Origin of the sequence: Ensifer adhaerens (assembly GCF_013283195.1) — a bacterium.
GTDB classification, from domain to species: Bacteria; Pseudomonadota; Alphaproteobacteria; order Rhizobiales; family Rhizobiaceae; genus Ensifer; species Ensifer adhaerens_G.
This window is the reverse complement of the sequence record NZ_JABEKT010000004.1, coordinates 316,866-329,868: the sequence shown is the minus strand read 5'-3', so window position 1 is coordinate 329,868 and position 13,003 is coordinate 316,866. Positions and strand designations below refer to the sequence as shown.

At 62.0% G+C, this 13,003-nt stretch carries 15 protein-coding genes; 9 read left to right on the top strand and 6 right to left on the bottom strand.

Annotated elements, in window-relative coordinates; translation table 11 throughout:
* Positions 1–159 precede the first annotated feature (159 nt).
* From LPJGGPFB_RS28020 to LPJGGPFB_RS28010, 3 genes are read right to left on the bottom strand one after another with little or no spacing between them, the layout of a single operon-like run.
* Entirely contained in the window at positions 160–1,809 is a 1,650-nt protein-coding gene (locus LPJGGPFB_RS28020) for an ABC transporter substrate-binding protein (protein ID WP_173423203.1), read from the bottom strand.
* Between the two features lie 35 nt (positions 1,810–1,844).
* Complete coding sequence (locus tag LPJGGPFB_RS28015; RefSeq protein ID WP_173423202.1) at positions 1,845–2,867, bottom strand: glycoside hydrolase family 3 protein; 1,023 nt, start codon at positions 2,865–2,867, stop codon at positions 1,845–1,847.
* Positions 2,868–2,891: 24 nt separating this feature from the next.
* Positions 2,892–3,371: a GNAT family N-acetyltransferase gene (locus LPJGGPFB_RS28010; protein ID WP_173423201.1), complete on the bottom strand. Its 480-nt coding sequence runs from the start codon at positions 3,369–3,371 to the stop codon at positions 2,892–2,894.
* A gap of 204 nt (positions 3,372–3,575) precedes the next feature.
* Between LPJGGPFB_RS28010 and LPJGGPFB_RS28005 the strand changes: the two genes are divergently transcribed.
* The 7 genes from LPJGGPFB_RS28005 (at position 3,576) to LPJGGPFB_RS27975 (ending at position 8,516) form a co-directional block, all read left to right on the top strand.
* Positions 3,576–3,725: a hypothetical protein gene (locus LPJGGPFB_RS28005; RefSeq protein ID WP_173423200.1), complete on the top strand. Its 150-nt coding sequence runs from the start codon at positions 3,576–3,578 to the stop codon at positions 3,723–3,725.
* A gap of 191 nt (positions 3,726–3,916) precedes the next feature.
* Entirely contained in the window at positions 3,917–4,084 is a 168-nt protein-coding gene (napE, locus tag LPJGGPFB_RS28000) for a periplasmic nitrate reductase, NapE protein (protein ID WP_412728353.1), read from the top strand.
* A gap of 8 nt (positions 4,085–4,092) precedes the next feature.
* Positions 4,093–4,587 (top strand): ferredoxin-type protein NapF, encoded by a 495-nt coding sequence (locus tag LPJGGPFB_RS27995; RefSeq protein ID WP_173423198.1) that lies wholly within the window; start codon positions 4,093–4,095, stop codon positions 4,585–4,587.
* Positions 4,580–4,867, top strand: coding sequence for a chaperone NapD (locus LPJGGPFB_RS27990; RefSeq protein ID WP_173423197.1), 288 nt, complete (start codon positions 4,580–4,582; stop codon positions 4,865–4,867). The genes LPJGGPFB_RS27995 and LPJGGPFB_RS27990 overlap by 8 nt, the downstream gene beginning before the upstream one ends.
* Positions 4,842–7,346: a periplasmic nitrate reductase subunit alpha gene (napA, locus tag LPJGGPFB_RS27985; protein WP_173423196.1), complete on the top strand. Its 2,505-nt coding sequence runs from the start codon at positions 4,842–4,844 to the stop codon at positions 7,344–7,346. Before LPJGGPFB_RS27990 ends, napA begins: the two co-directional genes overlap by 26 nt.
* On the top strand, positions 7,316–7,816 hold the full coding sequence (locus LPJGGPFB_RS27980; RefSeq protein ID WP_173423195.1) for a nitrate reductase cytochrome c-type subunit: 501 nt from the start codon (positions 7,316–7,318) through the stop codon (positions 7,814–7,816). The genes napA and LPJGGPFB_RS27980 overlap by 31 nt, the downstream gene beginning before the upstream one ends.
* A gap of 4 nt (positions 7,817–7,820) precedes the next feature.
* Positions 7,821–8,516: a NapC/NirT family cytochrome c gene (locus LPJGGPFB_RS27975; RefSeq protein WP_173423194.1), complete on the top strand. Its 696-nt coding sequence runs from the start codon at positions 7,821–7,823 to the stop codon at positions 8,514–8,516.
* A 142-nt stretch (positions 8,517–8,658) separates the two neighbouring features.
* Here LPJGGPFB_RS27975 and LPJGGPFB_RS27970 read toward each other — a convergent pair whose 3' ends face one another.
* Together LPJGGPFB_RS27970 and LPJGGPFB_RS27965 are read right to left on the bottom strand one after the other, a co-directional pair.
* Positions 8,659–9,027: a YbaN family protein gene (locus LPJGGPFB_RS27970; RefSeq protein ID WP_173423193.1), complete on the bottom strand. Its 369-nt coding sequence runs from the start codon at positions 9,025–9,027 to the stop codon at positions 8,659–8,661.
* Between the two features lie 19 nt (positions 9,028–9,046).
* Complete coding sequence (locus tag LPJGGPFB_RS27965; protein ID WP_173423192.1) at positions 9,047–9,748, bottom strand: DUF2161 domain-containing phosphodiesterase; 702 nt, start codon at positions 9,746–9,748, stop codon at positions 9,047–9,049.
* A 244-nt stretch (positions 9,749–9,992) separates the two neighbouring features.
* Here LPJGGPFB_RS27965 and LPJGGPFB_RS27960 point away from each other — a divergent pair, with 244 nt between their 5' ends.
* Together LPJGGPFB_RS27960 and LPJGGPFB_RS27955 are read left to right on the top strand one after the other, a co-directional pair.
* Positions 9,993–11,351 carry an NfeD family protein gene (locus LPJGGPFB_RS27960; RefSeq protein ID WP_173423191.1) on the top strand — a complete coding sequence of 453 codons (1,359 nt, stop codon included), beginning with the start codon at positions 9,993–9,995 and terminating at the stop codon, positions 11,349–11,351.
* A gap of 26 nt (positions 11,352–11,377) precedes the next feature.
* Positions 11,378–12,142 (top strand): slipin family protein, encoded by a 765-nt coding sequence (locus LPJGGPFB_RS27955; RefSeq protein WP_173423190.1) that lies wholly within the window; start codon positions 11,378–11,380, stop codon positions 12,140–12,142.
* 30 nt (positions 12,143–12,172) lie between these two features.
* Here the strand turns inward: LPJGGPFB_RS27955 and LPJGGPFB_RS27950 are convergent, their stop codons facing one another.
* Positions 12,173–12,985: an inositol monophosphatase family protein gene (locus LPJGGPFB_RS27950; protein ID WP_173423189.1), complete on the bottom strand. Its 813-nt coding sequence runs from the start codon at positions 12,983–12,985 to the stop codon at positions 12,173–12,175.
* Between the last annotated feature and the right edge of the window lie 18 nt (positions 12,986–13,003).

Sequence of the window (13,003 nt, the reverse complement as noted above, 5' to 3'; positions counted from 1 at the left end):
GGGGACTCCATCGACTGCGCCTGATCCCGTTACCGGCAGAGAGGCGGCAGAAACCTTTAGAAACGGCGCGAGCCTTCGCTGAGCAGGTCTGCTCTCAAAGAGCCCACGCGGAGACGGGAGCGGCCCGATCGTGAGCCGCTCCCGCCAGTCCTGGGATGTTTAGTTGACCGGCTCAAGAGCCAACAGGTGCAGCAGGCGCGCCGGGTTGGTCCGCGAGATCGACGGATTGACGAACGGGGTTTCAGCCGTCACCCAGCCTTTGAAGCGCTTGGTGTTGTACTGATACCAGTTCGGGTTGTTGAACACCGGCATGACAGGCATGTTTTCGGCAACGATGCGCTGGGCCTTGTTCATGGCTTCCTTCTGCTTGGCAAGGTCGGCCGTGTGGGTGAACTCGGTCAGGAGCTTTTCCACGTCGGCGTTGAACCAGCGCTGTGCGGTGAAGCGTGTCTTGCCCTTGTCCGAAGCGCTGAAAGCACGCTTGTAGGGATAGTAGGGCGAGGCGGATGCCGGCAGGCTGTTGATCGCCGCGTCGAACGTGCCGTTGATGAGGTTGCCGGTCCAGACGGCTTCCTCCGGGGTCTCGATCTTGGCATCAAGGCCGACGGCCTGCAGGCCTTCCACCGCGATCGTCACCGTGTCGATCCAGTCGGTCCAGGAACTCGGCACGATGATCGAGAAGGCGATCTTGCTGCCGTCCGGATTGTCGCGGAAGCCGTCGCCGTCCTTGTCGACATAGCCGGCCTCGTCGAGCAGTGCCTTGGAGGCATCGGCATCATACTTGCCGTAGGTGCCGAAGTCGGTCGCAACCGACGGGTCAGCCCAGCTCTTGTAGAGTTCGCCCATGCCGGCCGGATCTTCGTTGAGCGTCGGATAGCCGTAGCCGGCAACGTCGACCATGGTGCCCCGGTCGAGCGCCATCGAGGCCGCCCGGCGGAATTTTACGTCGTTGAAGGCCTTGCGGTTGTTCTCGTTGGCGGTTTCCTGGTTGAACAGGAAAGCCACCATGCTGCTCGGCGAATACCAGAAATGGAAGTGCTCCGGGTCCTTGGCGACATAGACATTCTCGATATCCGGGATGAAGGAAACGCCCCAGTCGAGCGTGCCTGAGGCGGTCGCGGTCAGGATCTGGTTGTTGTCGGCCAACTGCGGGAAGCGCATGCAATCGACCTTCAGGGTCGCTGCATCCCAGTAGTGCGGGTTGCGGCACTGGTCATAGGTCTGACCGGTGAAGCGGGGGATTTCTGTCATCGGGCCGCTGCCGACAGGTGTCTCGTTGGCGAAGGTCACCGGCTCGGCGATATCCTTCCAGACATGTTCAGGCACGATCGGCAGCTGCGCCAGTTGCTCGGCGGCAAGCGAACTCGGATTGGCGAGCGTGAAGCGCACGGTCTGGCCGTCGACGGCTTCGACGCCGGTGATGAAGGTCCAGATGCTGACGAAATCGAGCGCCGGGAATTTCTTCAGATAGTCATAGGTGAACTTGACGTCGGCGGCGGTCAGTGGCTTGCCATCGGACCATTTCAGGTTCGGGCGCAGCTTGAACTCGATCGACTTCAGGTCGTCGGCAAGCTTGAAGCTTTCCGCGAGGCGGAACGTCGGCTTGTTGTCGTCGAAGCGATTGAAGACGATCAGCGGCTCATAGATGAAGTCGAGCGTGCTCTGGCGCGCCGATGTCTGGTTGAACGGGTTGAAGTTGCGAACCCAGGTGGTGGCTGGCTCGATGTTGACGGTCAGGACCGACTGCGCCATCGCCGGTGCGGCAAAAAGGGTCAGCGCGGTCGCTGCCCAGAGAACGGATCTTTTCATGGTTTCTCCCCCCTTGATTGGTGAATGGCGTCTCGTCAGGCGACGAGAACGCTCTTGAACATCTCTTCGACTTCGGCGTGCGCCGCGCGAACGTCGACCTTGAGCTTGCCGATCCGGCTCTGGCCGGCGGCGATGCGCTTCTGCGCCGCCTCCGTCAGCGGACGCGCGGCCTTGGCCGCGGCCTCGCTCTCGGCCAGGTCGCCGTGGCTGTGGAGTGCTATATCGGAACCGGCGTCGAGCACCTGCTTCACACGCTCGGGCAGGGTGCCGCGCAGCGATTCCATGAAGATGCAGTCGGAGACCAGCACGCCCTCGTAGCCCATGTCCTTGCGGATGACGTCGTGCATAGTCGGCGAGATCGAGGCCGGCAGCTCGCTGTCATAGGCCGAATAGACGACGTGGGCGACCATCGCCCAGGGTGTATCCTTGAGGGCAACGAAGGGCTTGAAATCGGTCGCTTCAAGCGTTTCGCGCGACGCGTCGACGACAGGGCGTTCCTTGTGGGAATCACGTGTTGCGCGGCCATGGCCGGGGATGTGCTTCATCACGGGCATGTTGCCGGTCTCGAGCAGGCCGTCGACGACTTCGCGGCCAAGTGCTGCGATGAAATCGGGATCCGAACCGAAGGAACGCGCGCCGATGACGGAGCTGGTCGTTTCGAAGACGAGATCGAGAACCGGCGAGCAGCCGCTGGTCAGTCCGAGTTCGGTCATCATGGTGCCCATGGCCTGCGACGACAGGCGAAGCGCCTTCCGGCCGAGGTCAAGGTCATGGCGTGCCAGTTCGGCAAACTGGCCGAAGCTACGGAAAAGCGGCCAGGGACCGGCGTCGAGATGCTGGACGCGACCGCCTTCCTGATCGGTGAAGACAGGCGCGTCCTCGCGGCCGACGGCCTCGCGAAAACGCTCGATCAGGATCTTGACCTGGCCAGGCTCGCGCAGATTGCGGCGGCCGACGAAGAGACCGAGCGGATTGGTTTCGCGAAACAGCGCGAACTCGTCGTCCGAGAGTGTGGGATTGGGAAGCCCGACGAAAAGGGCAAGCGGCGTCGATGCCATGGGAAAGCTCCGATGTTCAGGTGATTATTTGGATGGGCTACGAAGCATGCCTTCGTAGATGCCCTTGTCGGTGGCGGGGATGGCGACCGCGCCGATGGTCTTGGCGTAGAAGTCGACCGGACCGGCATCGCCGATGAAGGCATAGGCGTGTCCGAGTGTCTTCATGGTCTCGAGCGACGCGGTGAGCAGATCGACGCCGATGCCGCGGCCGCGACTTTCGGGCGACACTCCGGTCGGGCCAAAGAAGCCGCGCGCGGTCGTGTCGTAGCAGGCAAAGCCGAGCAGCTTTCCATCGTCCACCGCAATCAGGCAGGCAATCGGTTGGCGGGAAAAGGCGACGGAAACCTCGCTCGCCCAATTCTCACTGAAGTTCTGCCTTACCCATTCGACGACGACATGCATTTCCGGCGGAAGCGCCGGGCGAATGCGAATGCCCGTCGTGTCGGTTTTCCGCTTGAGATTGGCGAGCGTCGGCGAATACAAGCTCACAAGCAAGTCCGGCACCCCAAGTCCTCCGTTTATTCCCTTATTAAGGAATTGATCCCTTTGTAATGCAATATGTGTCCTGATCTCATGCGGGTTGTCAACCGGCAATCGCGGGGAAGGTGGTACGCTTGGCCTGTCGTTCAGGGAGAGGGCGAGACCGCTGAGCGGCGCATAGTATTGTCGTGCGAAAACCTGTTCGCTTCGGCAAATCTGCAATCGGCGATGCAGCGAATCGCCAAGTTCTCTTCAAAATCCAATGTCTTCGACGTCACCAAGCTGCGGGCGGCTGGCGCTTTCACCGACGCGCTGGAGCGGGCCATCGTTCTTTCATTGTTCTCTTCATATGGTGATTTACGAAAATACGAAGTGTGACTCTTGGTCCCGATTTGCAAAGAACCACTGCAATTGTTGGGGTAAATATCCCTTTGAATTGACAGATGTTATTTTTATACTTGATTATAATTGTATAGTTTGTTCTGCTTTATTTTCTGTCACGGGTTGTTACTATGCTTCCGGATCAGCGAGCCCGGGAGCCTGACGTGTCAGAGGTACCTTCACAGCACTTGACCGATCAGGAGCCGCGCTCGCGCCGGCGGCAGGAGCTTCTGACTTTTCTTGTTCTTGCCTTCGGCATCTGGCCGATTGTCGCCGTTGGGACGGTTGCCAGTTACGGCTTCCTGGTCTGGTTCTATCAAATGATCTTTGGCCCTCCGGGCCCGCTCGGGCATTGAGGTGATCGATGGGGGCGGTGACAACCAGACGTGGATTGTTGCTGGGCCGGCAGGCTGAGCGGAAGCGCGTCCTGCCGCCTGGCGTCACGCTTGAGAGCCTGGCGGCGTGCACCGGTTGCGGTCGTTGCGTGGAACACTGTCCCACCCACATCATTTCATTGCTGCACGAACGCCCGTCGCTCGATTTTTCCGGTGGCGAATGCACGTTTTGCGGCGACTGTGCGCGGGTCTGTCCGGAGCCGGTGTTCGCCGTCCAGGGTTCGACGCGGCTTGCTCATGTGGTTGCCATCGGCGACGGCTGTCTCGCGCAAAACTATGTCGCCTGCCAATCCTGTCGCGATGCCTGCCCTGAGCAGGCGATCCGGTTCCGACCGCGCGCGGGCGGCCCATTTCTGCCGGAGGTGGACGTCGACAGCTGCAGCGGTTGCGGCGCCTGTATCGGCATCTGTCCGGTCGGCGCCATCGGCATTGCCGAGCGACACGAGGAGGGCGTCCATGCCTGATCACTCCCGGCAATATCACGTCTCAAGCGCCGTCGTCGTCGCTCTTCCGGCGATGGCGGGCTCAGTGCTTGCCGCGCTGGCGCGCATGGAGAATGTCGAGGTTTACGGACACGAGGGCGGCAAGATTGTCGTCGTCATCGAGGGGACGACTACCGGCATGCTTGGCGAAGCCTTGTCGACGATCTCCACGCTTGAGGGCGTGGTGGCGGCCAACATGGTTTTCGAACATGTCGAAACGGAAGGAGTGACGGACGATGACCACCGAACTGACGCGGCGTGACATTCTGAAGGCACACGCGGCGGGCATCGCCGCCGCCACCGCCGGTATTGCACTGCCGGCAGCCGCACAACCCGTGCCGGGCGGCATCAGTGCGCTCGAAATCAAGTGGTCGAAGGCGCCCTGTCGCTTCTGCGGAACCGGCTGCGGCGTGATGGTCGGCGTCAAGGAGGGCCAGGTCGTCGCCACCCATGGCGACATGCAGGCCGAGGTCAACCGCGGCCTCAACTGCATCAAGGGCTATTTCCTCTCCAAGATCATGTATGGCACCGACAGGCTGAAGACGCCGATGCTGCGCAAGCGGAACGGCGCCTACAGCAAGGACGGCGAGTTCGAACCGGTCAGCTGGGACGAAGCCTTCGATGTCATGGCCGAGCAGTGCAAGAAGGTGCTGAAGGAAAAGGGCCCGACCGCCGTCGGCATGTTCGGCTCCGGCCAGTGGACGATCTTTGAGGGCTATGCGGCGACGAAGCTGATGCGTGCCGGTTTCCGCTCCAACAATCTCGACCCCAATGCCCGCCATTGCATGGCGTCAGCTGCCTACGCGTTCATGCGCACCTTCGGCATGGACGAGCCGATGGGCTGCTATGACGACTTCGAGCACGCGGACGCCTTCGTGCTCTGGGGCTCGAACATGGCCGAGATGCACCCGATCCTGTGGACAAGGCTTGCCGATCGGCGGCTTGGCCAGCCGCATGTGAAGGTCGCCGTGCTGTCGACCTTCACACATCGCAGCATGGACCTTGCCGATATCCCGATGGTGTTCAAGCCCGGCACCGATCTGGCGATCCTCAACTACATCGCCAACTACATCATCGAAAAGGGCAGGGTGAACGAGGACTTCGTCCAGAAGCACACCACCTTCATGCGCGGCGTCACCGACATCGGTTACGGCCTGCGGCCGGACAACCCTGTCGAGGTCAAGGCGGCGAATTCGTCCGATCCCGGCAAGATGGAGCCGATGGACTACGAGGCGTTCAAGGCCTTCGTGTCGGAATACACCCTGAAGAAGACGGCCGAACTGACCGGCGTCGATCCGGCTTTCCTTGAAGAACTGGCCGAGCTTTATGCAGATCCGCAGCGCAAGGTGATGTCGCTGTGGACCATGGGCTTCAACCAGCATGTGCGCGGCGTCTGGGCCAACCAGATGGTCTACAACATCCACCTTCTAACCGGAAAGATCTCGGAGCCCGGCAACAGCCCGTTCTCACTGACCGGCCAGCCTTCCGCCTGCGGCACGGCGCGCGAGGTCGGCACATTTGCCCATCGCTTGCCGGCCGACATGACCGTGACCAATCCGGAACATCGCAAGCATGCCGAGGAAATCTGGCGCATTCCGCACGGGATCATTCCGGAAAAGCCCGGTTATCACGCCGTCGAGCAGGACCGGATGCTGAAGGACGGCAAGCTCAGCTTCTACTGGGTCCAGGTCAACAACAACATCCAGGCCGCTCCCAACACCAGCAACGAAACCTGGCAAGGCTACAGAAATCCGGAGAATTTCATCGTCGTTTCCGATGCCTATCCGACGATCACTGCGATGAGCGCCGACCTGATCCTGCCGGCGGCCATGTGGGTGGAGAAGGAAGGCGCCTACGGCAATGCGGAGCGGCGCACCCATGTCTGGCACCAGCTGGTGCAGGCGCCGGGCGAGGCGCGTTCGGATCTCTGGCAACTGGTCGAGTTCTCCAAGCGTTTCATCACCGACGAAGTCTGGCCGGCAGAGATTCTCGCGGCCAATCCCGAGTTCAAGGGCAAGAGCCTGCACGACGTCCTGTTCCAGAACGGCGAGGTCAACCGCTTCCCCTTGAGCGAAATCAGCGGCGACTATGCCAACAACGAGGCCGAAGCCTTTGGCTTCTATATTCAGAAGGGGCTGTTCGAGGAATATGCCACCTTCGGTCGCGGCCATGGCCACGATCTGGCGCCTTACGACCGCTACCACGAGGAGCGCGGGTTACGCTGGCCGGTGGTCGACGGCAAGGAGACACGCTGGCGCTATCGCGAGGGTTATGACCCCTATGTCAAAGCCGGCGAGGGCGTCAAATTCTACGGTCGCCCTGATGGTAAGGCGGTCATTCTTGCCGTGCCTTACGAACCGCCGGCGGAATCGCCCGACGAGGAGTTCGACCTTTGGCTGGTGACGGGCCGCGTGCTCGAACACTGGCACTCCGGTTCGATGACCATGCGCGTGCCGGAGCTTTACCGCGCGTTTCCCGGTGCCCGCTGCTTCATGAACGCAGACGACGCCCGCAAACGCGGCATCAATCAGGGCGCGGAAGTGCGGATCCTGTCGCGGCGCGGCGAGATCCGCTCGCGCATCGACACGCGCGGCCGCAATCGCATGCCACCGGGCGTGATCTTCGTGCCCTGGTTCGATGCGAGCCAGCTGATCAACAAGGTGACACTCGACGCAACGGATCCCATCTCCAAACAGACGGATTTCAAAAAATGCGCAGTCAAGATCATCTCCGTCGCTTGAAGCGGCCAGAATGGGTGGTTGTTGCGATCGGGCTCGCCCTGTTTGTGACGACCACGGCGATTGCCCAGGTCGTCCAGAAAATGGTGCCGCAGCTTGAGGGCCCGACACCGCAGATGGAAACAGGGGCGGCAGCGACCTTGCCGAAATGGGTGGTCGATGATGAACGCAAGATGCGCGCCTATCCGGACCAGCCGCCGATCATCCCGCACTCGATCGAGGGCTACCAGCTCTCGGTCAATACCAATCGCTGCCTTTCCTGCCACAAGCGCGAGTTCACCCAGGACAGCGGCGCGCCGATGATCAGCGTGACCCATTACATGACGCGCGACGGGCAGATGATCGCCGATGTTTCGCCGCGGCGCTACTTCTGCACGGCGTGTCATGTGCCGCAGGCGGATGTTCGCCCATTGGTCGACAATGGCTTCAAGGACATGAGCGAACTCGGCGTCAAGCCGGCCGGAAGCGAGTGAGCCCATGGAGCGGATTAAGAGACTTATCCTGTGGGCGTGGCGGCTGGTCAGCACGCCGGCGGGAACGCTGAGCCTCGGCTTTCTGACGCTCGGCGGCTTCATCGGCGGTGTGATGTTCTGGGGCGCCTTCAATACGGCACTCGAGATCACCAATACCGAAAAATTCTGCACCTCCTGTCACGAGATGAAGGACAACGTCTATGAGGAGCTGACGCGCACGATCCACTTCTCCAACCGGTCCGGCGTTCGCGCGTCCTGTCCGGATTGCCACGTGCCGCACCAGTGGACCGACAAGATCGCCCGCAAGATGCAGGCGTCGAAGGAGGTTTGGGGCAAGATCTTCGGCACCATCAACACCCGCCCGAAATTTCTTGAAAAACGCCTCGAGCTCGCTCAGCACGAATGGGCGCGGCTGAAGGCCAATGACAGCCTGGAATGCCGCAATTGCCACTCCTCCGTGGCCATGGACCTGCAGAAGCAGACGGAGCGCGCCGCCACTATCCACACGCGCTATCTGCTGTCCGGCAAGGCGACCTGCATCGACTGCCACAAGGGCATCGCCCATGAGCTGCCGAACATGCAGGGCATCGATCCGGGTTGGAAGATGCCTAGGGAGTTGGAAGGCACAACCACCTCGGGCATGACGCCGATCGACGATCTTCGCCGCGCCATGATGGAGCTTCACGCCAGCAATTTTTGATCGCCGCTTCCGGCAATGCCACGGCGAAGGGATTGATCTTTTAGAGCGTTTCCGGCTTGGACAGAGTCGCAGAAACGCTCTAGCACCTTGTTTTTATGCATTTCCTGACGGAAAACCGCTTCGCACTTTTCCTGGAAATGCTCTAGGCGTTCGGCCGGGTAATGATGAAAAGGGCCGGGAGCAGCATTGCCCCGCCGACGATCGCCGCGAGCAGCAGGCTCGGTTTGCTGGCGAGGCAGAAGAAGACGAAGCTCACGAGCATCAGCGCGAGGGCGATGGTTTTTGCCCGGGCCGGTATCGCGCCTTTTTCCCGCCAGAGCCGCAAGGAGGGGCCGAATGTCGGATGCTCCAGCAGCCAGCGCTCAAGCCGTGGCGAGGCGCGTGCAAACAGGCCCGCCGCCAGCAACAGAAACGGCGTGGTTGGCAGGATAGGCAGAAAGATGCCGGCGATGGCGAAGCCGACCATCAGCCAGCCGAGGCCAATACAGAGCAAGCGGAGGGGAAGGTTCATGTGTGCTCTCCGCGCCAGCTCAGTCTTCGGACACTGTTGCCATTGCCCCGGTCCCTGACGCGTCCGAAACAGCACCTTGTGGCCAGCGCCGAAGCGCTTCTGCCCCCACTTCGGTCAGCGCGTAGATGCCGCGGTCGACCCGTTCGAACCAGCCATAGACATTGCCCTGCAGGATCTTGGCGGCGTCGGGCGCGGCTTCGCGCAGGTCACGCGGGCGCAGCTGTCCGCTTTGCAAGGCGGCGGCGCAGGCAAGCGCCTGCTGGCGGTAGGCCGTCATGATCGGCGAACGCGTGCTGCCGCCGAGCGTCGGGTCGCCCTTGCGACGGTGGTGCTCCTTGATGAGACGCGCCCGCTTCTTCAGGTTCTTGCGCGGCATGGCGGCGGACGCAGCGACGATGACGTCGACCGTGCCGTTGTCGGCAACCGCGAGCATGCCGAACCCGATCCGGCGGCACAGATCGCGAAAGCGCCGGTCGCTCTCGCGCCCTTTGCCTTTTGCCGAAACGCGTGCTGCGATCCAGACCTCGTCACCGGCATTGGCCCGATCGACCGCCTGCAAGACCAGCTCCAGATTGAACGTCAGCTTCAATTCGCAGATCACGACGAGCGGTGGCTCGTCGTCGCTGAGCGCAAGGATATCGCAGCCGCCGATCTCGCCCTTGACGGAATATCCGGCCTCTTCGAGGAAGCGCTTGATCGGCAGATAGAGTGTTGTCTCCAAGCGGGCGGGTTTCCTCTAGAGGTCGAAGGCGGCTCGCCTCGGCAAGCACGGCAAGTCGTTCATTTCTGCGAAGCAGTGCGGTTGTCCTGACATGCAGATAGCCCCGATGCGGGACTTTGTCATCCCGCTCACCGTCCGGACTGCGGTGGTGTGTTGTGCTTCGTCTTAACTTTATGGTGTGCTAATATTGTTGGCGCGGGACGTCTTCGCCGAAGGCGCCCGCATTCCGAGGCTTTGACGACGGATGTTGCGAATCCTCAGCCTGTTGCTTGCCCTGATATCGACATGCGTGTTTCCAGCAGCGTCCGCGCCAGAAACCGAGCGGGTTGCCTTGGTGCTCAATCTGAAGGGGGCAATCGGTCCGGCAACGGCTGAATACGTCAAACGCGGTTTGCAGCGGGCAAACGACCGGCACCTGCCGCTTGTCGTGCTGCAAATCGACACGCCAGGCGGTCTCGATACATCGATGCGCGAGATCATCCAGGCGATCCTCGCCTCGTCGGTCCCCGTTGCGAGTTTCGTCGCGCCGAGCGGGGCGCGGGCTGCCAGCGCCGGCACCTATATCCTCTACGCGAGCCATATCGCGGCCATGGCGCCGGGAACCAATCTCGGGGCGGCAACGCCGATCGCCATTGGCGGAGACATGTTTGGCGGAGAGAAGGATGAGAGCCCCGACGGAAAAGGCAAAGACACTGCCGCCAAGCCGGCGCAGACGGCGAGCGATGCAAAGCTGGTGAACGATGCCGTCGCCTATATCCGCGGATTGGCCGAGTTGCGCGGACGCAACGCCGACTGGGCGGAGCGGGCGGTGCGTGAGGCGGCCAGCCTGTCGGCCGCGGCGGCCGTGCAGCAGAAAGTCGTCGATTTCACTGCCGTTTCCATCGACGACCTGTTGAAGCAGACGCAGGGGCGGAGTGTTCGCGTCGAGCAGACGGACGTGACGCTTGAAACGGCTGGGCTTGGCGTGGAGACTTTCGTACCCGACTGGCGCACGCGCCTGCTTGCGGTCATCACCGATCCGAACATCGCGATCATTCTGACGATGATCGGCATTTATGGACTGATCTTCGAGTTCCTGACGCCCGGATCTGTCGTGCCGGGCACTGTCGGCGGGATCAGTCTGCTGCTCTGCCTCTACGCATTGGCCGTTCTGCCGGTCAGCTATGCCGGCGTCGGCCTGATCCTGCTCGGCATCGGCCTGCTGGTTGCAGAGGCGCACTCGCCTTCGTTCGGCGTGCTCGGGACGGGCGGTGCCCTGGCGATTGTTCTCGGCGCTGCGATCCTTTTCGATACGGACACGCCGGGGCTGCGGGTGTCCTGGGCGTTGCTCGCCGGTGTCGGCATCGCCAGCCTCGGCTTCAGTCTGCTCGTCGGGCGCCTCGCCTTCGGTTCCCGCCGCCGTGCCGTGGTCACAGGAAGCGAGCAGATGATCGGGATCGCCGGCAAGGTCGACAGTTGGGCTGGTGCCAAGGGCTATGTCATTGCCCACGGCGAGCGCTGGCAGGCCGTCAGCAGCGAGACGCTTACAACCGGTGAAAACGTGAAAGTGGTTGGGCGGAACGGGCTGACGCTCGAGGTCGCGCGCGACGAGGCGAAGGCCTGACGACTGCAGTAGAAGGAGTAGAGATCATGGACATGCTTGGGAGCCTCGCTCCCTATCTCGCGATCCTGTTTTTTGTCCTGCTCGTGATCGCCTACGCGATCAGGATCCTGCGCGAATATGAACGCGGCGTCATCTTCACCCTCGGTCGCTTCACCGGCGTGAAAGGGCCGGGGCTCATCCTGCTCTTGCCCTATGTCCAGCAGATGGTGCGGGTCGATCTGAGAACCCGCGTGCTCGACGTTCCGAGCCAGGACGTCATCTCGCACGATAACGTGTCGGTCCGCGTCAGCGCCGTCATCTACTTCCGGGTGATCGATGCCGAAAAGTCGACGATCCAGGTCGAGGATTTCATGATGGCGACGAGCCAGCTCGCCCAGACGACATTGCGCTCGGTGCTGGGCAAGCACGATCTCGACGAAATGCTGGCGGAGCGCGACCGGCTGAACGACGACATCCAGAAGATCCTCGACAGCCAGACCGATGCCTGGGGCATCAAGGTTGCGACCGTCGAGATCAAGCATGTCGACATCAACGAAAGCATGGTCCGCGCCATCGCCCGCCAGGCGGAAGCGGAGCGAGAGCGCCGCGCCAAGGTCATCAATGCCGAGGGCGAGCAGCAGGCGGCCGCCAAGCTGCTCGAGGCCGCCGAGATCCTTGCCCGGCAGCCGCAGGCCATGCAGTTGCGCTATCTGAGCACCTTGAACGTCATCGCCGGCGAAAAGAACTCGACGATCGTCTTTCCGTTCCCGATGGAGCTCGTCAACCTGCTGACGGCCAAGGCCGACAAGTAGGCGAGCTGATCGCGTTCGGGGTCGTTGTGTTCAGGCCGCCTTGCGTTCCAGCTGAGCGACCTTGAGCAGGTCGTCGATCGCACCGGGTGCTGCGACCAGAACCGCACTTCCCCGCGTCAAGGCTTCACCCTGTGTTGGGAACGGCAGCGACCAGCCGCCCGCCTCGTTCACGAGGCAATAGCCCGCCAGGCAATCCCAGGCATGCATGTAGGGCTCGTAGTAGCCGACGAGCCGACCGGCGGCCACATAGGCGATCATCAGCGCGCCCGAACCGTTGCGCATGAAATTGCCGCCGGCTTCAAGGAGCCGCTCGACGATCCCGGCGACTTCGGCCGGCGTCACGTGATTGTTGGCGCCAAGACCGGTCACCGCATCGCGGATCGTTCGCGTGCCGTCAAGACGCAGGGTCTTGCCATTGAGCGTTGCTCCCTGACCGGACGCGGCCGCATAGAGTTCGTCGTGGCATGGAGACTGGATCACGCCGATCACCGGCTTGTCGGCATAAAGCACGGCGATCGAGATGCACCAGTTGGGCATGCCGTTGACGAAAGGCGTCGTGCCGTCGATCGGATCGATCACCCAGGTGAAGCCCGACGTGCTGCTGACAAGTCCATGTTCTTCGCCAAGGGCTCCATCGCTCGGGAATGCAGCGCTGATGCGATCGCGGATGAGCGTCTCGACGTTGCGATCGGCGATCGAGACGACGTCATGGGCGTCGGCCTTGGTCTCGATGACCAGCGTCTCGCGCCGCAGGAAGTAGTCGTGGGCGAGCTTTCCGGCTTCTATGGCGACGGTCTTGGCGAGCGCGAAACGGGCATCAAGGCCCGCGATTGGCGAAGTCATGCAAAAAGTCCTTCCTGT

Bases quoted from the DNA above. Each gene is read 5' to 3' on its own strand.
- LPJGGPFB_RS28020 (WP_173423203.1), bottom strand. From the start codon at position 1,809: ATGAAAAGATCCGTTCTCTGGGCAGCGACCGCGCTGACCCTTTTTGCC.
- LPJGGPFB_RS28015 (WP_173423202.1), bottom strand. From the start codon at position 2,867: ATGGCATCGACGCCGCTTGCCCTTTTCGTCGGGCTTCCCAATCCCACA.
- LPJGGPFB_RS28005 (WP_173423200.1), top strand. From the start codon at position 3,576: ATGCAGCGAATCGCCAAGTTCTCTTCAAAATCCAATGTCTTCGACGTC.
- LPJGGPFB_RS27995 (WP_173423198.1), top strand. From the start codon at position 4,093: ATGGGGGCGGTGACAACCAGACGTGGATTGTTGCTGGGCCGGCAGGCT.
- LPJGGPFB_RS27990 (WP_173423197.1), top strand. From the start codon at position 4,580: ATGCCTGATCACTCCCGGCAATATCACGTCTCAAGCGCCGTCGTCGTC.
- napA (WP_173423196.1), top strand. From the start codon at position 4,842: ATGACCACCGAACTGACGCGGCGTGACATTCTGAAGGCACACGCGGCG.
- LPJGGPFB_RS27980 (WP_173423195.1), top strand. From the start codon at position 7,316: ATGCGCAGTCAAGATCATCTCCGTCGCTTGAAGCGGCCAGAATGGGTG.
- LPJGGPFB_RS27975 (WP_173423194.1), top strand. From the start codon at position 7,821: ATGGAGCGGATTAAGAGACTTATCCTGTGGGCGTGGCGGCTGGTCAGC.
- LPJGGPFB_RS27970 (WP_173423193.1), bottom strand. From the start codon at position 9,027: ATGAACCTTCCCCTCCGCTTGCTCTGTATTGGCCTCGGCTGGCTGATG.
- LPJGGPFB_RS27960 (WP_173423191.1), top strand. From the start codon at position 9,993: ATGTTGCGAATCCTCAGCCTGTTGCTTGCCCTGATATCGACATGCGTG.
- LPJGGPFB_RS27955 (WP_173423190.1), top strand. From the start codon at position 11,378: ATGGACATGCTTGGGAGCCTCGCTCCCTATCTCGCGATCCTGTTTTTT.
- LPJGGPFB_RS27950 (WP_173423189.1), bottom strand. From the start codon at position 12,985: ATGACTTCGCCAATCGCGGGCCTTGATGCCCGTTTCGCGCTCGCCAAG.